The sequence below is a fragment of the Streptomyces sp. NPDC005263 genome (assembly GCF_042872365.1).
GTDB lineage: Bacteria > Actinomycetota > Actinomycetes > Streptomycetales > Streptomycetaceae > Streptomyces.
In genome coordinates, this window is sequence record NZ_JBIAKJ010000005.1 from 356,527 (window position 1) to 376,689 (window position 20,163).

Annotated in this window: 20 protein-coding genes and 1 riboswitch; of the genes, 8 read left to right on the forward strand and 12 right to left on the reverse strand. The window is 70.3% G+C overall.

The features are described from left to right. The first annotated feature begins 31 nt into the window (after positions 1-31). A complete protein-coding gene (locus ACFYRY_RS24235; RefSeq protein ID WP_389149245.1) occupies positions 32-838 on the forward strand; it encodes an MBL fold metallo-hydrolase in 807 nt (268 codons plus the stop codon). 5 nt (positions 839-843) lie between these two features. Further along, a complete protein-coding gene (locus ACFYRY_RS24240) occupies positions 844-1,266 on the forward strand; it encodes a nuclear transport factor 2 family protein (RefSeq protein WP_389149248.1) in 423 nt (140 codons plus the stop codon). Positions 1,267-1,387: 121 nt separating this feature from the next. On the opposite strand, the gene ACFYRY_RS24245 is transcribed toward ACFYRY_RS24240, so the two are convergent. From ACFYRY_RS24245 to ACFYRY_RS24260, 4 genes are all read right to left on the reverse strand, one after another. After that, a complete protein-coding gene (locus tag ACFYRY_RS24245) occupies positions 1,388-2,782 on the reverse strand; it encodes an MFS transporter (protein ID WP_389149251.1) in 1,395 nt (464 codons plus the stop codon). Positions 2,783-3,109: 327 nt separating this feature from the next. After that, on the reverse strand, positions 3,110-4,300 hold the full coding sequence (locus ACFYRY_RS24250) for an MFS transporter (protein WP_389149254.1): 1,191 nt from the start codon (positions 4,298-4,300) through the stop codon (positions 3,110-3,112). A gap of 165 nt (positions 4,301-4,465) precedes the next feature. After that, positions 4,466-5,527, reverse strand: coding sequence for a CU044_5270 family protein (locus ACFYRY_RS24255; RefSeq protein WP_389149257.1), 1,062 nt, complete (start codon positions 5,525-5,527; stop codon positions 4,466-4,468). Next, positions 5,524-6,129: an RNA polymerase sigma factor gene (locus ACFYRY_RS24260; protein WP_389150257.1), complete on the reverse strand. Its 606-nt coding sequence runs from the start codon at positions 6,127-6,129 to the stop codon at positions 5,524-5,526. Before ACFYRY_RS24260 ends, ACFYRY_RS24255 begins: the two co-directional genes overlap by 4 nt. A gap of 396 nt (positions 6,130-6,525) precedes the next feature. On the opposite strand from ACFYRY_RS24260, the gene ACFYRY_RS24265 reads away from it, so the two are divergent. From ACFYRY_RS24265 to ACFYRY_RS24275, 3 genes are read left to right on the forward strand one after another with little or no spacing between them, the layout of a single operon-like run. Further along, positions 6,526-7,296 carry a hypothetical protein gene (locus ACFYRY_RS24265; RefSeq protein ID WP_389149261.1) on the forward strand — a complete coding sequence of 257 codons (771 nt, stop codon included), beginning with the start codon at positions 6,526-6,528 and terminating at the stop codon, positions 7,294-7,296. Between the two features lie 35 nt (positions 7,297-7,331). Then, complete coding sequence (locus ACFYRY_RS24270) at positions 7,332-7,529, forward strand: hypothetical protein (protein WP_389149264.1); 198 nt, start codon at positions 7,332-7,334, stop codon at positions 7,527-7,529. Next, a complete protein-coding gene (locus ACFYRY_RS24275; protein WP_389149267.1) occupies positions 7,526-8,116 on the forward strand; it encodes a histidine phosphatase family protein in 591 nt (196 codons plus the stop codon). Before ACFYRY_RS24270 ends, ACFYRY_RS24275 begins: the two co-directional genes overlap by 4 nt. A 26-nt stretch (positions 8,117-8,142) precedes the next feature. Here the strand turns inward: ACFYRY_RS24275 and ACFYRY_RS24280 are convergent, their stop codons facing one another. The 5 genes from ACFYRY_RS24280 to ACFYRY_RS24300 form a co-directional block, all read right to left on the reverse strand. Further along, positions 8,143-8,901, reverse strand: coding sequence for a CbtA family protein (locus tag ACFYRY_RS24280; RefSeq protein WP_389149270.1), 759 nt, complete (start codon positions 8,899-8,901; stop codon positions 8,143-8,145). A 21-nt stretch (positions 8,902-8,922) separates the two neighbouring features. Then, positions 8,923-9,144 carry a CbtB-domain containing protein gene (locus ACFYRY_RS24285; RefSeq protein WP_389149273.1) on the reverse strand — a complete coding sequence of 74 codons (222 nt, stop codon included), beginning with the start codon at positions 9,142-9,144 and terminating at the stop codon, positions 8,923-8,925. A gap of 37 nt (positions 9,145-9,181) precedes the next feature. After that, positions 9,182-9,322: riboswitch (cobalamin riboswitch) on the reverse strand. A 112-nt stretch (positions 9,323-9,434) separates the two neighbouring features. After that, positions 9,435-10,499, reverse strand: coding sequence for an enoyl-CoA hydratase/isomerase family protein (locus ACFYRY_RS24290; RefSeq protein WP_389149276.1), 1,065 nt, complete (start codon positions 10,497-10,499; stop codon positions 9,435-9,437). 148 nt (positions 10,500-10,647) lie between these two features. After that, complete coding sequence (locus ACFYRY_RS24295; protein ID WP_389149278.1) at positions 10,648-13,005, reverse strand: glycoside hydrolase family 95-like protein; 2,358 nt, start codon at positions 13,003-13,005, stop codon at positions 10,648-10,650. Positions 13,006-13,210: 205 nt separating this feature from the next. Continuing rightward, positions 13,211-14,062, reverse strand: a complete 852-nt coding sequence (locus ACFYRY_RS24300; protein ID WP_389149281.1) for a fructosamine kinase family protein — start codon at positions 14,060-14,062, stop codon at positions 13,211-13,213. A 338-nt stretch (positions 14,063-14,400) separates the two neighbouring features. Here ACFYRY_RS24300 and ACFYRY_RS24305 point away from each other — a divergent pair, with 338 nt between their 5' ends. Genes ACFYRY_RS24305 through ACFYRY_RS24315 form a run of 3 tightly spaced genes read left to right on the forward strand, consistent with a single transcriptional unit; the run spans position 14,401 to position 17,160 of the window. Then, a complete protein-coding gene (locus tag ACFYRY_RS24305; RefSeq protein WP_389149283.1) occupies positions 14,401-15,438 on the forward strand; it encodes an ATP-binding cassette domain-containing protein in 1,038 nt (345 codons plus the stop codon). 17 nt (positions 15,439-15,455) lie between these two features. After that, a complete protein-coding gene (locus ACFYRY_RS24310) occupies positions 15,456-16,319 on the forward strand; it encodes an ABC transporter permease (RefSeq protein ID WP_389149286.1) in 864 nt (287 codons plus the stop codon). Between the two features lie 4 nt (positions 16,320-16,323). Beyond that, positions 16,324-17,160: an ABC transporter permease gene (locus ACFYRY_RS24315; protein WP_389149289.1), complete on the forward strand. Its 837-nt coding sequence runs from the start codon at positions 16,324-16,326 to the stop codon at positions 17,158-17,160. A 129-nt stretch (positions 17,161-17,289) separates the two neighbouring features. Here the strand turns inward: ACFYRY_RS24315 and ACFYRY_RS24320 are convergent, their stop codons facing one another. The 3 genes from ACFYRY_RS24320 to ACFYRY_RS24330 all read right to left on the reverse strand — a co-directional run bounded on the left by ACFYRY_RS24320 (position 17,290) and on the right by ACFYRY_RS24330 (position 20,011). Further along, positions 17,290-17,580: a GlsB/YeaQ/YmgE family stress response membrane protein gene (locus ACFYRY_RS24320; protein ID WP_389149292.1), complete on the reverse strand. Its 291-nt coding sequence runs from the start codon at positions 17,578-17,580 to the stop codon at positions 17,290-17,292. A 245-nt stretch (positions 17,581-17,825) separates the two neighbouring features. Continuing rightward, positions 17,826-18,500, reverse strand: coding sequence for a TetR family transcriptional regulator (locus tag ACFYRY_RS24325; RefSeq protein ID WP_389149295.1), 675 nt, complete (start codon positions 18,498-18,500; stop codon positions 17,826-17,828). Positions 18,501-18,505: 5 nt separating this feature from the next. Further along, complete coding sequence (locus tag ACFYRY_RS24330; protein WP_389149298.1) at positions 18,506-20,011, reverse strand: MFS transporter; 1,506 nt, start codon at positions 20,009-20,011, stop codon at positions 18,506-18,508. Positions 20,012-20,163 lie beyond the last annotated feature (152 nt).

The window sequence follows — 20,163 nt, forward strand, 5'->3', positions numbered from 1 at the left end:
CGTTGTCCCAGTCCCCCGCGCAGGAGCCCCCATGAGCACGCTCTCCTTCAAGGTCCTCGACCTCGACTTCCCCGCCGGCGTCAAGAACAAGACGGCCACGCTCGTCACCGGTGACAGCGAGGCACTTCTCGTCGACGCCGGCTTCACCCGGGCCGACGGCCACCGGCTGGCCGCCGAGGTACTCGACTCCGGCAAGCAGCTGACGACCGTCTACGTCAGTCACGGCGACCCCGACTTCTACTTCGGGGCCGAAGTCCTCGCCGACGCCTTTCCCGACGCCGTCTTCGTCGCCACCCCGATCGTCATCGAGCACATCCAGCACTCCTACGAGGGCAAGCTCAAGGCCTGGGCGGCGCTCGGGGCGAACCTGCCCACCCGCCTGGTCGACCTCACCCCCCTGACCGGCGACCTCACCCTGGAAGGCCACCGCTTCGAGCTCAAGGGCGGCCCGGCTGATCTGCCCGACCGCCACTACCTGTGGCAGGCCGGGGCGCGCGCCCTCCTCGGTGGCGTCCTGCTCTTCCAGCAGGAGCACGTCTGGGTCGCCGACACCCCCACCCCCGAGGACCGGTCCGCCTGGGTGCGGCTGCTGGAGGAGATGGCCGCCCTCGACCCGCAGTTGGTCGTCCCCGGCCACCGCCTGCCCGACAGCCCGGCCGACGCTTCCGCCATCGCCGCCACCCGCGACTACCTCCTCGCCTTCGAGGAGGAACTCGGCAAGGCGGCCGACGGTGCCGCGCTGACGGAAGCCCTGGTGCGGCGCTACCCCGACCACGGCATGCTGATCGCCGCGCAGATCGGGGCGAAGGTCGCCAAGGGCGAGATGACGTGGGGCTGACCACCATGACCTCACCGAGCGCCGACTTCGCGACCTCCACCGCGCCCGCCGACGTGGTGCGCCGTCAGTATCTGGCCTCGGCGGCCGCCGACCTGGCGGCTTTGCGCGCCACGCTCGCGCCCGACGTGGAGTGGACCGAGATGGCCGGCTTCCCGCTCGCCGGCACCTACCGCACGCCCGATGGTGTCACCGCGAACGTGATGGAGCGTCTCGGCAAGGAGTGGGACGACTGGACCGCCCACGACGACACGTACGTCGTCGACGGCGAGAACGTCGTGGTCCTGGCCCGCTACACCGCCACCAACAAGGCCACGGGCAAGGACATCGCCGTACGCGTGGCTCACCACTTCGTCGTACGCGGCGGGCTGATCGTCCGCTTCGAACAGTTCGTCGACACGGCATTGGTGCGCGAGGCCATGACGAGCTGATCGGCCGGGCGGCCCGGACGCGGCAGTCGCCTCGTCGATCGGGCCGCTCCCGCCGGGCTGGGTGAACGACTGCGTACCCCAGCCCGGCGGGGCCGCGCCCGCACGGCGCTCGTCCCCGCGTCTACTGGCCGTCCCCATCGCCCGCCGACGACGGGCTCGCGCTGTCCGCGACACTGCGGGCACGGATGATGCCCCATCCCACCAGCCCCGCGGCCAAGACGGTGAGCGCGAGGCCCGCCCAGGTGACCGCCTCACGGAACTCCGAGGTCTGCTGGGCGCTCCAGTGGGAGGTGGCGATATCGCCGGTGAAGAGTGCGGCGAGGATGGTCCCGCTGACGGCGATGCCGATTCCGGTCGTGACCTCACTGGCGGTGTCCACCAGCGCCGCTCCCACGGTGGTGCGGTCGGCCGGGAGACCACGCATCACGTTGGTCCCGGCGACGACACCCACGACGCGCATACCGGCGGAGACGAGCATGAGGGCGAGGGCGATCCATACGTACCCGAAGCGGCCCAGCAGCCCGTAGACGGCGAGCCCGCACACCACAGCTCCGGCGCTGAACCAGGCGGCCTTGTCGAGACCGACGCGCGTGACCAGTGGACCGATGAGAGCGCCGCCGGCGATGAGGACGACGACCTGCAGCGCCATTCCCACAGCCGCTCGGGCGGGCGTCCAGCCCCAATCGAGCTGAAGCTGCAGGGTCACGAGGTAGCCGAGGCCGGCGGTGGCAAGGCCCGCGGCGGCCTTGAACGCCAGGCCGCTCGACACGAGTGGGCGAGCGACGAGTTCGAGGTCGAGCAGCGGACAGCGGGCCGAGCGCTCGCGGAGGACGAACAGCACCGCCACCACCAACGCCGCTGCCGTGGCTGACCACGGCAGCGGCGATGCGGCGCCCGCGTCGACGAACAGCGTCGGTGCGACCAGCGTGAGCACGATCGTGGCCGTGCCGAGCAGGGCACCCGCGCCGTCGATCGGGTCGCGGTGCAACTCGTCCGCCTTGTCAGCGGGGATGCCGAGTCGAATGCCGAGGAACGCGAGGACGGCTATCGGCACGTTCACCAGCAGCAGCACCCGCCACGGAGCGAACGCGAGCACGACGCCACCTGCCGTGGGCCCGATGGCGAGTCCGACCAGGCCCACGGTCGAGATCAGCGTCGTCGCACGGACGCGGAGGCCGTCCTCGTCGAACAGGCGGAACGCCAGGGCGAGGGAGCCCGGCGTCGTCATCGCGGCCGCGACGCCCATCGCCGCGCGGATCGCGATGAGCTGCTCCGCCGTGGTGACGAGGGCGGTCGCCATACTCGCCACGCCCAGCAGCACCAGCCCGACCAGCATGACCTTGCGGCGGCCGACCCGGTCGGCCAGCGCGCCGAGGGCCAGCATCAGCCCGCCGAACACGACGGCGTACACGCCAGTAACCCACTGCAGCACGGTCGTCGACGCCGACAACTCGCGGCCGATGGTCGGCAAGGCGACGTTGAGGATCGAGTTGTCGAGCATCTCGAACAGAAACACCGCTGACAGCCCTGCGAGGGCTACCCCCGCTTCACGGAGGGAGCGCGGCGAACCAGAGGCTTCGGGCGGAGCGCCCACTTGCTCGACAGCTTCATTACGGCGGACAGTCACTGCGCACTCCTTCGGTGTGAAGAAGTGGCGGCTCGTCCGAGACCGCGTATGCGCGCGTGACCCCTGCTCCATCAACCGGCGTCGATGCCCGGCAGTGAACACACGTTTTTACTTCCAGTGCTCTGACACTACACCGGGTCTGCGGTGATGTCCGCACGGTCCTGCACCGCTTCAGAGTCGTGCTCAACGCCCGTACCGGACCGGCCGGTTACGCGCTCAGGCCCGCACCCCTACCGGTCGTCGGCGCAGGTAGATGACCGCGATCGAGACCAGGACGGCCATGCACGCGATGAACACCAGCCCGGCGCCCTCCAGGCCGATCGGGCCCGTCAGTACTCCCACACCGATCACCGGTACCGAGATGCCCGCGTAAGCCACCACGAACAGTGTCGAGATCACTGCCGCCCGGTGGTCCGCGGGAGACGCCCCGGCCACCGCGGACAGCGCCCCGCGGAAGGACAGCCCCTGCCCGAACCCGCCGACGATCGCGCTCAGCACCACCAGCGACAGCAGGTCCCAGCGCAGCGCGCCCGCGAGCAGCGCCAGTCCGGCGAAGAGCGCGGCGCAGCCCAGCGGCAGCGAGCGTCGCGTGCCGACCGGGCCGACCGCCAGTTGCCCCGCGGTCGAGGCGAAGAAGGCGAGCGCGACGACGAGTCCGCTCACGGCGTGGTTGTCCACGTCCAGGGACCGCGCGAGGAACGCCGGGCTGACCGACGTGAACACTCCGAACAGCGCGAAGCCCACGAACGAGGCGATCGCCGCGGGCCCGAACACCGCCCGCACCTGCGGGGGCACGGCAGGACGCTGCGGTCGTACGGCGGTCAGCGGCCGGGTTTCGCGAACGGTTTCCGGCAGCCACAGCAGCACCGCGACCGAGGCGGCCACCATGGCGAGGTGTACGGCGAACGGCAGGTACAGCGGCCAGACGGCGTACTGCGCGAGCACTCCGGCGAGCAGCGGGCCGCAACCGAGCCCGCCCATGTTGGCGGCGGTCGCCACGAACGTGGCCCGGGATGTGCCGCCCTGGGGCGCCAACTCGATCACGTACACCGTGGCGGCGCCGGTGAACAGGCCGGCGGACAGCCCCGACAGCAACCGCCCCGCGTACAGCCAGCCGAGCCCGGTGGCGCAGAGGAAGCAGACAGCGCTCGCCGCCGCGAACCCCAGGCCCGCCAGCAGCACCGGCCGTCTGCCCACGGCATCCGAGACGTTGCCGGCCAGCAGCAGCGCGCCGATGACCCCGAAGGCGTACACGGCGAACACGACCGTCACCGTCAGCTCGGAGAACCCGAACTTGTCCTGGTACAGGCCGTACAGCGGGGTCGGCAGCGTGGTGCCGACCATGCAGACGGCGAACACCGCCCCACTCAGCAAACACTGGCGCCACCCTCGGCGATCACCGTCCATGCCGCAGACGGTAACCCCGCGCATCACGGCGGCCGGCCCGGCAAGCCGCCGACAGAGAAAATCGGGCGGCGAACTGACGGAAGGCCCGGTGAAAGTCACCGGGCCGCCTGGCACCCCGGCACGCGGGCGATCACGCGCGGCGCCGCGCGTGATCGCCCCTTGAGGTCAGCCCTGCCGCTCGTCCTGTACGTGCTGTGCGTCGCGGGGCTGCTGGCCGACCGCGTCGACGACGGCGTATTCCAGTTCGGCCGAGCTTTCCAGCAGTGCCCCGGCCTTGGCGTATGAGGCGTCCTTGGTCAGATAGGTGCGGGAGCCGAGAAAGGAGAAGTCCTTCTTGTCGAAGACCCACTCGGTACGGAGGCCGTAGCGGGTGTCGTCGCGGGCGATGCCGAGGCCCTTGCGACCGATCGCGTCGTGGGCCTGCGGGGCCGGGGTGACGCCGGGGATCTTCGCCGCGGCCCGGTACAGGGCGGCCGCCGTACGGGGCGGCATCATCCCGCCGAGCAGGGAACCGATCTGTTCGAACACCGCCTGGTCGCGTTCCCGGCTCTCCGCGTCCGGGGTGTGGGCGTACAGATAGGCAAGCAGCTTGTCAGGGTCGCTGGGCAGGGAGCTGAGCCAGTGGTAGGTGGGCCGGCCGAGCCCGGCCGGTGTGCCGTTGGTGTCACCGAGGTTGGCGTTGATGCGGATGTCCTCGCCGTCCTCCCGGACCATGCCGAGTGTCCGCAGGGGCCCCGGTTCCTGCGAGATCCACGCCTCACGGTCCACCAGCGGACCGAGGACAGCCTTCCCGCTGGTCAGGTCGGCCCCGTTGCCCTTACCCCTGGTGTAGACGAACTGGTCGTCGCGCACCGTGAGATCGGGGTGGGTCTCCGTGGCCTGGGAGATCCGGTCCAGGAGGGCCGCGGCGGGCTGCATGTCCGTGGCCGCGCGGTGCGACGCGGTTCCGGCGGGCCCCCGGTCACCGCCGGTCAGCGTGATTCCCGCGGTCACCGCGCACACCAGCGCCAGAGCGGTCGCCGGCGCCAGTACCGCGGGTCGCAGCAGCCTGCGGGCCGGCCGGGTACGGGTGACCTGGTCTTGGTCGATGTGGTGCATCAGAAGGTCCTTGTGACGAAGGTACTGCTCGCGCGGAAGGTCCCAGTCGGCGGGCGCCGGCAGCAGGCCGGCGATCTCCTCGCGGTCGCCGTGGCGCTCCGAGGACGCCCCCGTGGCCTTGTCGTTCATGTGAGCTCCTCCCGTACGGGCAGGGCCGCGATCGCGGCCGCACTTGTCATCTCTCCGCGGGCAGTGGGTGGTTCCCGTTCTTCTGCAGCGAGCCGGGCGAGCTTCTTGCGGGCACGTGACAGACGGGAACGTACGGTGCCGACGGCGATGCCCAGGGCTTCGGCCGTCTGCTGGTAGTCGAGACCGGACCACACGCACAGGGCCAGCACTTCCCGTTCCTGGCGTCTGAGTCGGCCCAGGGCGGCCTGGACGGAACGCAGGTACCGTGCGTCGTCGATGCGTCCGACGGTCCGGGGCGCGAAGTCCTCCTCCACACGTGGCTGCGGTTGGCGTGCCAGGAACAGTTGTCGTCTGCGCACGCCACGGCGGGCGTTGTCGGCCTTGTGCGTGGCGATGCCCAGCAGCCAGGGCAGCAGGGAGCCGCCCTCCTCCTGCACGCGTTGGCGGGTCCGCCACGCCGTTAAGAACGTGTCGGACATGATCTCTTCGGCCGTCGACCAGTCGCCGGTCAAGCGCAGCCCGTGGTTGTACACGGCGCGGGCGAACTCCTCGTACAGCTGGGCGAACGCCTCACGGTCCCCCTCCCGCACACGGCGGCGCACATTGTCTTCTGAATCCCTCACGACCACTTCTCTCCGCGACACGGGAGGAGTTCCTGTGGCCTGCGTCACCCACTGGTGTCACCGTTACGGTCTCCGTCGCCACCTGCCGAGGGATCCTCGCACACCGGCCGTTCGCGCCCCGCCCCATGGCTTCCGGCATGGCCCGCCGGGCAGTTGAACGACTCACATCATTGGGGTCCCACCATCACCCGCAGAGGACTGATGTCAGTGCGGAGAGCTGCGTGCGGAGAACAACATGCTCTTGTTGTCCGTACTATCGCTACGACAGGGCCCTGCGCCTTGTATGTGGCTGCCGCGCCGCAGGAATCGTCCGAGACACACTCGTGCGGCAGTCCCTTCGAATCCGGCCTCGAGCCGAGGAAAGGTTGTGCACCCATGTCGCAGAACGCCTCAGTCACCGAACTGACATCGCAGTACACCGCTCAGGTCGCCGCCGACCTGGAACGCAACTCCAAGGAACAAGAACGCATCGGTGGGGAAATCGCCGCGCTGCAGGAGCAGTTGGCCGCACTCCAGCGGGACCACGCGGTTCTGACCACCATCCAGCAGGCGATCGGCACGGCTCCGGTGTCCGCCGGGTCCGTGGCACCGTCGGACAGCATCGCGGTGCCCGCTCCCCGTAAGAGGGCGGCCACCGGGTCCGGCGCGGGCAAGCGGGCAGGGACGAAGAAGACCGCCACTCGGGCCGGTCGGGCCACGGCCGGGAAGCCGGCTGAGGAGAAGGCGACCGCGGGGAAGGCAGCCGCGGGGAAGGCCGCTGCCGGGAAGCCGGCCGCCGCGAAGTCAACCGCCGGCAAGTCGACCGCTACCAAGTCGGCCGCCGCCAAGTCGACCGCCGAGAAGCCCGCGGGGAAGTCGGAAGCCGCGAAGTCGGCCCAGCCGACCCTGGTCGACCTGGTCCGTCGTCACCTCGCCGAGCAGAAGGAACCGCGCTCGGCAGCGGAGATCACGACTGCCCTTGACAAGGCGCACCCCGAGCGCGCCGTCAAGACGACCGTGGTGCGCACGACACTCGAAGGGCTGGTCGCCAAGAGCCAGGCGCAGCGCTCGAAGCAGGGATCCTCGGTCTTCTACACCGCTCCCGACGCGCCGAAGCAGGCGGCACCGAAGCAGGCCGAGGAGAAGCCCGCGCAGGCCGACGCGTAACCGACGCACCGCACAGTGCCGCACCTGGCCGCGTCGTGGGCTTCCGCGCCTGGGTCGCGCTCGACGACATCGCCGCCGCGGTCGCGCAACTCGACCGCGCGGTGGGCCAGTTGGCCATCGGCCGGTCGGCTTACGTGCGGCCGTACCCGTGGCGCACTGCCGTGCCCGTGGGGCACTGCCGTACCCGTTGGGCCCCGCACACCGTGAACGCCCCAGGAGGAGCCACCACGTGACCAGTCGCGTCACCTTCGTCTCGCCCGCGATGAGTGCGTCGATGCGCCAGGCCCGCTTCGACGACGGGGGCTCCATCGACACCGGCGGGGCGGCGCGGGCCCGCGCCTTTGCCGGGTCCCTGCCGGCCGCGGCGCGTGTCGTGGTCTCTCCCACCGTGCGCTGCCGGGAGACGGCTGCCGCGCTCGGTCTCGACGGCGCGGAAGCAGCGGAGTTGTCGGCACTGGACGTGGGACGCTGGCGGGGCCTGACCCTGGCGGAGGTCGGTGCCGGTGAACCGGAGGCGGTGGCCCGCTGGCTCGCCGATCCCGCGTCCGCGCCACACGGCGGGGAGTCCGTGCACGACATGTGCGGGAGGGTGACGGGCTGGCTGACGGCGTCCCAGGACACGGACGGCCGTACGCTCGCCGTCGTCGAGCCGGAGGTCGTGCGGGCCGCGGTGGTCCACGTGCTGGGAGCGCCCTCAGCGGCCTTCTGGCGTCTCGACGTGCCTCCGCTGACGGCCACCACGATCAGTGGGCGCCACGGCCGCTGGAACCTGCGGCTGGGGCACCCACTGGACTCGGTCGAGGCAGCGGCGGACCACTGAGTGCAGCCGGTTCGACCGGCCGGGCGTCATCGCGGGGCGGCCACCGTCGTCCCCGCGGACACCGTGGCCGGCTTCGGGTTCAGCAGCCGTTCGGCCAGTTCGCCGAAGACGAGGCCGAAGCCTGCCCACAGGGTGATCTGGATGGCGAGGGCGGACAGCCGGAACCGCCACAGCAAGGCGGCCGGGAAGTCGCTCGGCACCTCGTTGACGGCGGGCAGGAACGCGTACGCCAGCCCGATCGCGACGGCGAAGCCGAGGACGGCGACGACGGTGGCGTACCAGGTGCCCAGCTTCGGCGCGAGCCGCTTGCCCGCGATCACCGCGGCGATCGCCAGGAGTACCCCGAGCACCATCATCAGGAAGTACAGGGTGGTGCGCTTGCCGATGGTGTCGTGGTCGCCGACGGCGGGCGGGTTGGCCGGATACTTCAGGAACGGCACGACGTACACGGCGAGCAGCGCGGCCCCCGACAGCAGCAGCGCCGTGGCCCGCGGGCTGAAACGGCCCACCCGGCCGAGCGCGAAGCAGAAGGCGAGAGCGGCGATGCCGCCGAACGCCACCCCGTAGATCAGAACGCCGGTGGCCAGGCCCGCGGTGGACTGTAGGGAACGGGAGACGAGTTCGACCTCGTGTTCGTGGGCGGGGGCGTGGGAGTCCTCGAAGCTGATGGCGCTGTCGACGCTCGGTTCGCCGAGGAAGTAGGCGACGACCAGGGCGAGCACGCCGGCACCCAGGCCGGCGAGCATGCCCCGAACGAGCAGATTTCTCACTGTCGCGGAGTTCATGGGTGTGCGGCGTCCCTCAGGTCAGTGGCAGGGGAAGCCGAGGAGGTGGCGGGCGTCGTGGACCCACTCGTGGACGTCACCGCCGGAGACGACCGAGGTGGCGCCCTGTTCGGCGCCGACGAAGTACAGCAGGACCAGCATCAGGATGCCGAAGAAGACCGCCCACGGGGCGATGGCCTTCAGCGGGAGTTTGGCGGGAACGACGGGGGTGGTGGTCGTCGGCTGGGCGACATGCTGCGCCATGGCAAGAGCCTCCTCTGGGAGTTCGCGTCCCATCTCGGTGGTGCACATGACGACGGCCACGGGTCTGACTCGCGGTGCCCCAGGGGGCGCACCGTCCACAGTGGCGCGACCGTGCCGGGTTCTCACCGGCTTCCGTGATGCCGTCGTCTATCAGGGCGACGGTATCGTGAGTCGGGTCTGGGGCCAATACCGCGCCACCTGGCGTGATCCCGTTCTCGCCCGCCAGGTGACGCGGATCACCGCCCGCTCAGCGGTCGCCGAGGCGGCGTCCGTCCCGCTCGCCGCGTCGGCTACGCGGTGGTGTCCGGTGCGGTGAGGCCGAGTTCACGCTCGCCCAGCGGCTCGAAGAAGCGCTCCACGTCGGCGTCGGTCACCTCGGCGAGAGTCGTCGGTGACCACCGTGGGGCGCGGTCCTTGTCGATGACCTGGGCGCGGATGCCCTCGACCAGGTCGGGTGTGGTCAGGGCCGCGCACGAGACGCGGTACTCCTGTTCCAGTACCCGCTCCAGCGTGCCGAGCCGCCGGGCGCGGCGCACGGCGGCCAGGGTGACCTTGAGGGCGGTGGGCGACTTGGACAGCAGGGTCTGCGCGGTCTCCTTGGCAGCCGGGTCGCCCTGGTCCAGCAGCCGATGGACGATCTCCTCGACGGTGTCGGCCGCGTAGCAGGAGTCGATCCACTCCCGGTGACCGGCCAACTCCGCCTCCGGCGACGGCCGCACATGACGGTCCAGGGCTTCCCGGACGGACAGCTCGGTGAGGTCGCCGACGAACTGCCCGAGTGAGGCGGACGGTACGTAGTGATCGGCGAGCCCGCACCACAAGGCGTCCCCGGCACCGATCGGCGCCCCCGTGAGCGCGAGGTGGGTGCCCAGTTCGCCCGGGGCGAGGGCGAGCAGATGGGTGCCGCCGACGTCCGGCACGAACCCGATACCGGTCTCCGGCATGGCGATCCTCGACCGCTCGGTGACCACCCGGACACTGCCGTGCGCGGAGACGCCGACACCGCCGCCCATGACGATGCCGTCCATGACGGCGACGTACGGCTTGGGGTAGCGGGCGATACGGGCGTTGAGGTGGTACTCGTCCCGCCAGAAAGCGGCCGAGGCGGCGCCGTCCCCGTCACGGGCGTCGTCGTGGACGGCGCGGATGTCGCCGCCCGCGCACAGGCCGCGCTCCCCCGCGCCGGTGAGGACGACGGCCTCCACGGCCGGATCGTCCGCCCACGCGGCCAGTGCGTCGCCGATGCGGCGCACCATGACGTGGTTCAGGGCGTTGATGGCCCTCGGCCGGTTGAGCATGATGTGGGCGACCCGGCCGGTGGTGTGCAGCAGGACGGGTTCCTCGCCGCCGGTCATCCGGATGTCCCTGTCAGGCCGCGGGCCATGGTGACGCGCATGATCGTTGGTTCCTTCCACGACTGATGGACATGCCGGTCATGGACGATCTTCTCAATGCCGGACTCACCGAGGTGGCCCGGGGGGGGGCGCGTCGGTCGGAGCCCGGTCACCCGGGCAGTCCCCAGCGGGGCGCCTCCTCGTTCGGCTCGACGGGAGTGATCCGCAGGTCGGGACGGTCGCCCTTGGCGGTGATGAGAGCCGACTCGCCCTTGCGCAGGGTGACGTGGATCGTCCCGTCACCCAAGGACCGGTACCGCAGGGGGCGTCCGCCGCCGTCGCGTACCTCGATCGGGCCGGGGACGCCGTGCCGTACGACGCAGGGGGCGCCCGCCTCGCTGACCAGCCGTACCCAGCGGGTCACCCCGCCCTTGCGTACGGCACTGAGCAGGAACGCCCCCTGGGTACGGAAGTCGTGCACGGTCAGGTCCGCCCAGGCGGCGGGCAGCGCGGGGAAGACGCGGATGGTGCCGCCCCAGGACTGGCAGACCATGTCATGGAGGGACTGGGCGGCCGAGAGGGGGGTCTCGATGACGGGGCCCGATTCCTTGTACATGGTGTTGGGCTGGATGAAGCGGGTCATCAGCTGGCCCAGGTAGCTGAGCGCGTCCTCGCCCTTGCCCAGCAGGGCCGACATGGAGGCCGCGCCCGTGAACGTATAGCCCTGGAGAGCCCCTTCGAAGCCCACCCAGTGTGCCAGGGACTTCTCGATCAGGGCCTTCTCGTCGGGCGTACGGCCGGTCAGTTCGTACAGCGGGTACACCGCCAGGAGGTGCGAGTAGTGACGGTGCGACTTCGCGAACGGGATGTCCGCGCCGATCATGAAGCCGTTGCCGTCCGTCGGATACGCGGCCCGCCTGCTCAGCACCTCGCGCCAGCGCGGCGCCAACTCGTCGTCGAGGCCGAGGAGTTCGGCCGACTCGAGGAGGGTGCGGCAGCCCCATGTCAGCAGCATCAGGTCGTAGTTGCAGTCCCGCGAGTTCCCCCCGTACTCGGGTGAGAAGGTGGCCGGCAGGTGCAGTCTGCCGTCGGCGCCCGGCTCCAGGAAGCGCAGGTAGTAGTTGATCGCCTTGCGCAGGAGCGGGAAGAGGACGTCACGGAGGATCGACTCGTCCATCGTGTGGCGATAGCTGAGCCAGACGTTGTGCAGGGCCCAGGTGAGGTTGCCGACCTCGGGGGTCGGCGGGTCCTGGCCCGGGATGCCGACGCCGTAGCCCAGTACGGGGTCGGTGGCGCCGCCGTTGACCAGCGAGGCGTCGGTGGTGCGCGGGATCCCCAGTGAGTCGGCGCGGTACGCGGGCGCCACCTCCGCCCTGAGGTTGTCCCGGAACTCGCTCAACGCCCTTGTCACGGCGTCGAGTTCGAGGTGGTTGGAGCCGTGGATCAGCCAGTACTCCAACTGCACGTTCAGGTTCCACCAGGTCGCCGGCCACGGCGTGGGCTCCACCCAGGGGCCGCAGGTGGCCATGACGGGCGCGTCGCGCCGGGCCGCGGAGGCCGTCTTGTACAGCTGGATCCAGTAGAAGCGCTGCATGCGGGCGTCGGGCAGCGAGAGGAAACTCTTCCGGTAGTAGGCGTTCCACCAGGCGCGATGCGGCACCGCCAGTGCGTCGTACGGGAGTTTCGAGGCGCTCTGGACCGCGGCCGACGCGCGCCCGAGCGCCGTCGACTTCGGATACGAGTGCGCGACATGCACATACAGCGTCCGGGTACGCCCCCATGTGCGCTCCCGCCACGCGGTGACGTGCTGCCCGCCCGCGAGCAGCGGCTGCACGGCAGCGGAGACGCCGCCGTACTGGCGGGTCTCGGCGGGCGGGTTGGCCTGGTATCCCTCCGGCAGCGGCTTGAACGCGGCGCGCGGACTGATCGCCTCCGCCGGGTGGAACACCCACGCGAAGTCGCGTTCGCCCTCGCTCGGTGTCACCTCGACGGCGAGCACGGAGCGGGAGTTGTGCACCAGGGCGCGGATCGTGAGGGTGCCCCGGTCCGTGGTGAGGGTGCCGGTCAGTTCGGCGTCGCGCAGCCCGAGCCGCCAGTCGAGGCCGGTGATGGTGCCCACCGGCTCCAGCGTGAAGTGACCGATCGGCAGCCGTGCGAGGCCGAACAGCGACCCGAACTGCGGGCGGTGATCCTGGACTTCGGAGTGCTGCACGTTGAAGCGGACGGCCCGGAAGGTGTCGGCCTCGGTGCCCGCTTCGGCGTAGATCCCCGAACCCAGGAAGCCGTTGCCCAGATACGGGCCCTCGTACCAGGTCTTCGGCATCCGCTGCCAGACCAGGTCGGCGTCGTCGAGGACGGTGCGCCAGGGGTCGGCGCCGTGCGGGTCGGTGCCCTGCGGGTCGGTCGTCGCCGCTCCGGCCGGGGTGGGCAGGCCCCCCGCGAGCAGTGTCCCGCCGATCGCGGAGCCGGTGGCAAGCACCGTACGTCTGGACGGACGGCTGGAACGACGGCTGGACGGGCTGGGCATAGCGCCTCCTGGCTCGTACGACTCGCAGAGGTTCATCTCACCGAGATTCATCGGAGCTATCTCAGGTCGAAAGGTAGAGATGACGCGATGAGTCGTCAACATCCAGCAAGAGATCCGATGTGTTGGTTGCGTGAGCGGATACAATTGCCCGACCCGAACGCCTCGATACGAGCGCCTCGATACGAGCGGACCCACGCGTGCCGGTTCAGGAGAACGTACGCACGACGTCCCGGACTCGGGCCACGGTGTCGCCGTACACCCCGAAGTGGGCCAGAGCCGCGAGGTGTTCTCGCAGGTGCAGCAGCGGCATGCGGTCCCGCCAGCCGTCGGCCAAGGGGGACACCTCCTCGTACGCGCGGAAGAAGCGGTCCGGCGGAGGGTCGCAGCAGTACATCATGCTGAGGTCGGACTCGGCCCACGTCCAGCACACCGCCGGATCGATGAACACGGGTTCGCCGGCCGGGTCCGCGACGAGGTTGTTGGGCCAGAGGTCGCCGTGGTTGAGCACGCTCGGGGCCGCCGGGACGAGCTGCGGAAGGCGCTCGCAGATCCGCTCCAGGCCGGACAGGTCGGCCGGTTCGAGGGCGCCGCGGACCTTGGGCTCGCGGAGGTAGCGGCGGATCCTGCGCTCGGCGAAGAACGCGTGGCCGTCCTCGGTCCAGCCGTTCTCCTGGGGAAGCAGGCCCAGCCATCCGTCGCTGTCCCAGCCGAACCGGTCGCCGCGCACCGAGTGCAGCTTCGCGAAGGCCCGGCCGGCCGACTCCCAGAACCCGTCGGTATCGAGCCGTGGTTGCAGCGCTTCCATCAGGATGTGCTGCGCGCTCACCTCGAACACCCGGGGAGTGCGGATGCCCGCCCGCTCGTCGAGCGCCCTGAGGCCGTCCACCTCCAGCGGGAACAGGTCGGCCGGCGCGTCGACGGAACCCTTGAGGACGTACGCCTTTCCGTCGGCGAGGGTCAGGCGCCACACGTCGTTCACCGCCCCGCCGGCGAGCGGCTCGGCGGCGACCACGCTCGGGACGACCGCGCTGGGCAGGCGCTTCCAGAGGGCGTTCACCGTGTCAACTCCGTCAGGGGTCCCAGAAGGCCGGGCGAGAGGGAAGGCGAAGGAACCGGTTCGGGAACCGCCTGCCGCCGATTGAAGCCGCGCCGTGGCGGGCCTGTCAATGCCCGACCTCCGCATTCCTCCGATGACTGAACAAAGTCGACCCTGGACTCCGCAGCGAGCTCCACCCAGCGGAGGGTGAAGATAACGCGAGGAAAATGCGCATTATTCGTGCCTATAGGCGGATGGTGCCCGATCCTGGCGATGCAAATGAGCCACCACTGACTCTTCGACGATCAACACATCCGATGTAACTCCGTGCACAGGGAGCCCCGGGAGAGGAGAGAGGTATGCCTGCGGCGATCAGCACCGAGGGACTCACCAAGGTGTTCCACACCACCGAACGCGGTGAAGGGCTGCGCGGTGTCCTGCGCTCGCTGGTGGCACCGCGGCGGATCGCCGGCACCGCCGTGGACGACGTCTCCTTCCAGGTCGAACACGGCGAACTCCTCGCACTGCTGGGCCCGAACGGGGCAGGCAAGTCCACCATCATCAAGATGCTCACCGGCATCCTCACCCCCACCTCCGGCCGGGCGGAGGTCGTCGGGGTGGTGCCGTATCAGGAGCGGCTGCGCAACGCGCGGACCGTGGGGGCGGTGTTCGGGCAGCGGACCCAGCTGTGGTGGGACCTGCCCGCCCGTGAGTCGTTCGCGATCCTGCGGGACATCTACGACATCGGGGAAGCTGAACACCGGGCACGACTGCGGGAGTTCGACGACCTGCTCGACCTGTCCGCCTTCTGGGACACCCGGGTGCGGCATCTCTCCCTCGGCCAGCGGGTGCGCTGTGACCTCGCCGCCGCCTTGCTGCATGATCCGCCGGTCATTTTCCTGGACGAGCCGACCATTGGCATGGACATCGTTGTCAAGGAGCAGGTGCGGCGGTTTCTCCGGCACCAGGTGAAGGAGCGGGGCCGTACGGTGCTCCTCACCACGCACGACATGACCGAGGTCGCGCACCTCGCCGAGCGGATCGTGCTGATCAACCACGGCCGCATCGTCCACGACGGTTCGCTGGAGCAGATCCGGCGCAGCTTCGGCGGCTCCTGGGTGGTGCGCGCGACCGTCACGGGGCCGGCGGACGCCCGCTGCCCCGAGGGGCTGCGGATCGTCCGGGCCGACGGCAACCACCTCGCCTTCGGCCCTGACCCCGCGGCCCAGCTTCCTGCCCATGAGGCCCTCCGCCGGGTCGTCCAGGGCTACGACGTCACCGACCTCGCCCTGGAGGAGAGCGACTTCGAGGACGTCATGCGGGCCGCCTACCTCGACCCGGACGCACCGGACGCACCCGGCGGGGGCGGCGGTCCCGCCGTACCCGAACCGGCGTGAGACGGCGGCCGTACCTCATGACATCCCCCGAGACGGCGCCGTACGAGCGAGCCCCGGCCTCCGTCGCACACCGGGTCGGCCGCTCCTCCCGGGCCTGGCGGACGGCCCGGATCACGCCGCTCGCCGAGGTGCTCGCGCCCGGCCGCGTCGCGGCCACCCTCATCCGGCTGGGTGTGCAGATCCTGCTGGTCGTGTGCCTGTGGCGGGCGCTGTACGCGAACACCACCAGCAGCGCGGGCCTGGACCGCGAACAGGCCGTCACCTTCGCCGTGCTGGCGGTCCTCACGGTTCCGTTGCGGGGGCTGGACCGCAACAATGCACGCGACTCGGTGATCCTGCACCTCTACCTCGGCACCATCGTGTTCTGGTTCCTGCGTCCGGTGCCGCCCGCCCGCTACTACCTCTACCGCGCGCTCGGCGACCAACTGTACGGTCTTGCCTGGGCGTTGACGGGTTACGGTGGCTGCCTCGCGCTCGGTGTGCTCGCGCCGCCGGTATCGGCCGGCGCCGGGGCGGTGTGCGCCGTGAGTCTGCTTCTCGGGCAGAGCGTGCTGTACCAACTGACGCTGATCGTCGATCTGTTGTGCTTCTGGACACTGCGCGACATGGGCGCGTTGCAGATCCTGAACTTCCTCCGGAACCTGCTGTCCGGCGCGTACGCTCCGCTCTGGTACTTCCCCGGGTGGTTCCAGTCGCTGAGCGTGCTGCTGCCGTTCCAGTCGACGCTCAACACTCCGCTGTCCCTCTACATCGGACGGATTCCGCTGTCCGCCGCTCCGGCACAGCTCGCGGCCCAGGCGCTCTGGGTGGCGGGCCTCGCCCTGCTCAGCCGCTGGCTCTGGCGCAAGGCGTCGCAGCGGGTCGTGTCCCAGGGAGGGTGAGGAAATGACCGTCCATCCACTCCGGTCCTTCCGGTCCTTCCGCAAGGCGTGGTCGGTCGCCGGGCGGATCATCGGGATCTCGTTCCGGGCGCAGCTCGAATACCGTACGGACTTCGTGCTGAGCGTCTCGGTCGGCGCGGTCTGGCAGCTCTCCATCATCGTGTTCGCCACCGTGCTGCTGGGCCGGTTTCCCGGTATGAGCGGCTGGCCGAGCGACGCGGTACTGCTCATCGCGTCCATGCGGATGCTGAGCCACGCCATGAACGTGCTGTTCTTCGGCCGGGCGCACCACATGGCGGCGCTGGTACAGAGCGGGCGGATCGAGGGGTTCCTGCTGCGGCCGCTGCCCGTGTTCCGGCAGGTGCAGTTGTCGGTGTTCCCCACGAACGCGCTCGGGGACCTGGTGGTGGGGGTGTCGATGTTCACCATCGCCGTCCTCACCGTGTCGGTGGACTGGACGGCGGCGCGGATCGGCTACCTCGTCGCGGGGCTGGCCGGCGGCACGCTGATGGAGGCGGCGGTGTTCGTCGCGCTCTCGGCCCTCCACCTCCACTATCCGAGCAGCTCGTACTGGAGCATATGGACGGAGGAACTCCTCTCCACTTTCGGGAGTTACCCCCTCGCCATCTTCCCCCGCCTGGTCAGCGGAGCCTTCACCTTCGTACTGCCGCTGGCCTTCATCGCGTACTTTCCGGCGGCCGTCCTGACCGGCCATGACAGCGGCCTCGGCGTGCCCTTCGAGGTGGCCGCCACGGCGCCGCTGACCGGTCTCGCCGCTTTCGTCGGCGCGCGGGTGCTGTGGAACCGGAGCCTGCGGCGCTACACAGGGGTCAATGGGTGACCCCGGGGCGCTCGGGTGGCCTTGGGTCGCTGGGCGGTACCGGAGACGCGAGCGCCCCCGCCCGAGGGCGGGGGCGCTCGCGTACTTCACTTGGTGCCGGGCTTCGGCCACGCCGACTGCTCGGAGCAGTTATGCGTGGACGTGCCCGCGCCGGTGTCCGTGCCCGCGGTTGGTGAACACCCGGTACAGCGCGAGGAGGATGACCGACCCCACGATGGCAGCGATCCAGGTGGACAGATCGAAGAAGCCGTCGATCGAGTCGACGCCGAAGATCACCTTACCGAGGAAGCCTCCGAGCAGTCCTCCGGCGATACCGATGAGCATGGTGATGATGATTCCGCCCGGGTCCTTGCCCGGCATGAGCGCCTTGGCAATGGCCCCGGCGAGCAGCCCGATAACTATCCACGCGAGAATGCCCATAGCAGAGTTACCTCCCTAGCTTTCGGTTCGCCGAACGTGTTACCGCAGAAGGCGTCGCCAAACAGAGGAAACGAGAACGCGGTCACCGTATGCCGTTACCGATCTTCAAAGAATGGTCTCCTGTGGGGGTATCAGTCCACTTCAGAGGCCCAGAGCCGAGATCGGTCGGCGGACGCCGCGGAATGCGAAATCGCCCGGGGCACGCATCACTTCAGCAACGCGGGGAACGGATTCTTGTTCCCCGCTCACCGCGTCAGGCACGCCTGCACCGCGGGTGCGTACTCTCCGACAACGACATCGATCGCCGTCGCGCGCACTTCTTCGCCCCGTGCGATGCCGTACATCACGCCGAGGCCGAGCAGCATGCTGACGGCGAGTTCGGCGCGCAGTCCGGCGTCGGGGCCGTCGAGGCGCAGGGCGAGCCGCTCGCTCACCTGGGTACGGAAATTGGCGCGGAGGGTGTCGCCCTGGTCGCCGTGGAGCGGGGCGAAGACGATCCGCAGCAGGGGGTCGGCGCCGTGTTCGGACTGGCTGACGAGCACGTGGCGGACCATGTGGCGTCCGAGGTCCGGCAGGGGCGCGTCCAGCAGGGCGGCCGCGTCCTCCTCGAAGGACATCACCTGCGCGAAGAGGGCGTCCTTGTTGCCGAAGTACTTCATGATCAGGGGCGGGCTGACACCGGCACGTTCGGCCACGGACTTGAGCGTGATGTCCGCGTGGGCGTGTCGGGCGAGGAGGTAGCGGGCCGCGCGGAGGATCGCCGCCTTGGTGGCCTCGGCGTCCCGACGGCTCGGGGCGGTGTCCGGGCCCGCCGCGGTCGCGGAGTTCGAAGTGGTCGCGGGGTTCGGCACGGTGCTCGCCGAGTTCGGCGTGGTACTCGCCGAGTCCGGCCTGGTGTGGGGGGAGTTCGCGGACCTCATGGCTCTCATGCTCCCTCCAGCACCCGGTCCGCGTCCCGTCCGGCGCGCCGCCGGTACCAGCGGCCGACCCCTGGTGAATCGCGGTCCTTCGGTATGGCGAGGGCCATCGCGCACCCGGCCAGTGCGACAGCACCGGCCATGGCGAAGGCCAGCAGATAGCCGTCCAGAGTGGGCAGGGGCGCTCCGTGGACCGGACGGGTGTGGTGGACCAGGACGGCGGCCACGGCCGCGCTGCACACGGCCTGGCCGATGGTCCGCATCAGAACGTTGACGCCGCTGGCGGAGCCGGTCTGTCCGGCGGGCACGGCGGCCAGGATCAGCGTGGGGAGGGCCGAATAGGCCAGGGCGGTACCGGCCGACACGATCGCTCCGCCCAGGATGATCACCCACAGGTGATGGCTGTCCAGGATCCGTATGCCGTACCCGAACGCGATGACGAGGGCCCCGAGCACCAGCGTCACCCGCGGACCGCGCGCGGTCGAGATGCGGGCGGAGACCGGTGAGAGCAACAGCATGATCACGCCGCTGGGCAGCAGGCACAGTCCCGCGCCGACGATCGACAGCCCGAGTCCGTACCCGGTGTCCGCAGGTGCCTGCACGAGTTGTGCCGTCACCAGGGAGTTGCCGTAGAAGGCGAATCCCACGAGGAACGCGGTCAGGTGCGGCAGCGCGACGCGCGGCCGGGACGCCAGCCTGAGGTCCACCAGCGGGCGTTCAACCCGCAGTTGCTGCCACCACCACAGGGCCAGGACGAACGCGAAACCCGAAAACAGCGCGAGGACCGGCGCGCTGGTCCAGCCCCACTCACCGCCCTGTGAGACCGCCAGGAGCAGACAGACCAGCGCCGTGGACAGGCCGAGCGCGCCGAGTGTGTCGAACCGCCCCGGCTGCCGTACGGCCGACTCGTCCACCGCCCACCAGGCGAGCGCGAGCCCCGCTGCCCCCAGGGCGCCGGACACCCAGAACATGGCGTGCCAGTCGGCATACTGGACGATGAGCGCTGCGAGCGGCAGGCCCAGCGCCGCGCCGATACCGACGGTGGAGCTCATCAGGGCCACTGCGGAGGCGGTGCGCTCGGGCGGCAGTACGTCGCGGAGGATGCTGATGGACAGGGGGATCAGGGCCGCGGCGGCACCCTGGAGTGCCCGCGCCGCGATGAGGACGCGGATGTCGGAGGTCAGCGCGCACAGCACCGAGCCGGTCGTCATCAGACAGAGCGCGAGGAGGAGGACGCGCTTCTTGCCGTACATGTCCCCGGCGCGGCCCAGCACGGGGGTCAGCACCGCGCCCGACAGGAGTGTCGCGGTGACGGTCCACGACACGGCGCCCGCGGAGGAGCCGGTCAAGCGCGGCAGGTCGGGCAGCAGCGGTACGACGGCGGTCTGCATCACCGCCATCAGGATTCCGCCGAACGCGAGGACCGGGACCGTCAGTCGGGCGCGCAACCCGTGCCGGGACGCGGATGCGGAGGCGACGGCTGCGGCAGGCTCGGCCGACAGCGGATCCGGCATGGACGTTCTCCCCGAGCGGTGGACAGAGATGGAGTGAATAGTCATTCATCCTAGCCGATGAATGACTATTCACCACCCTGTCGGATCCTCGGTGAATTACCATTCACCTGCCTTCGCCGACGGATCCGAGCCCACGTTCCACGCCCGGCCCG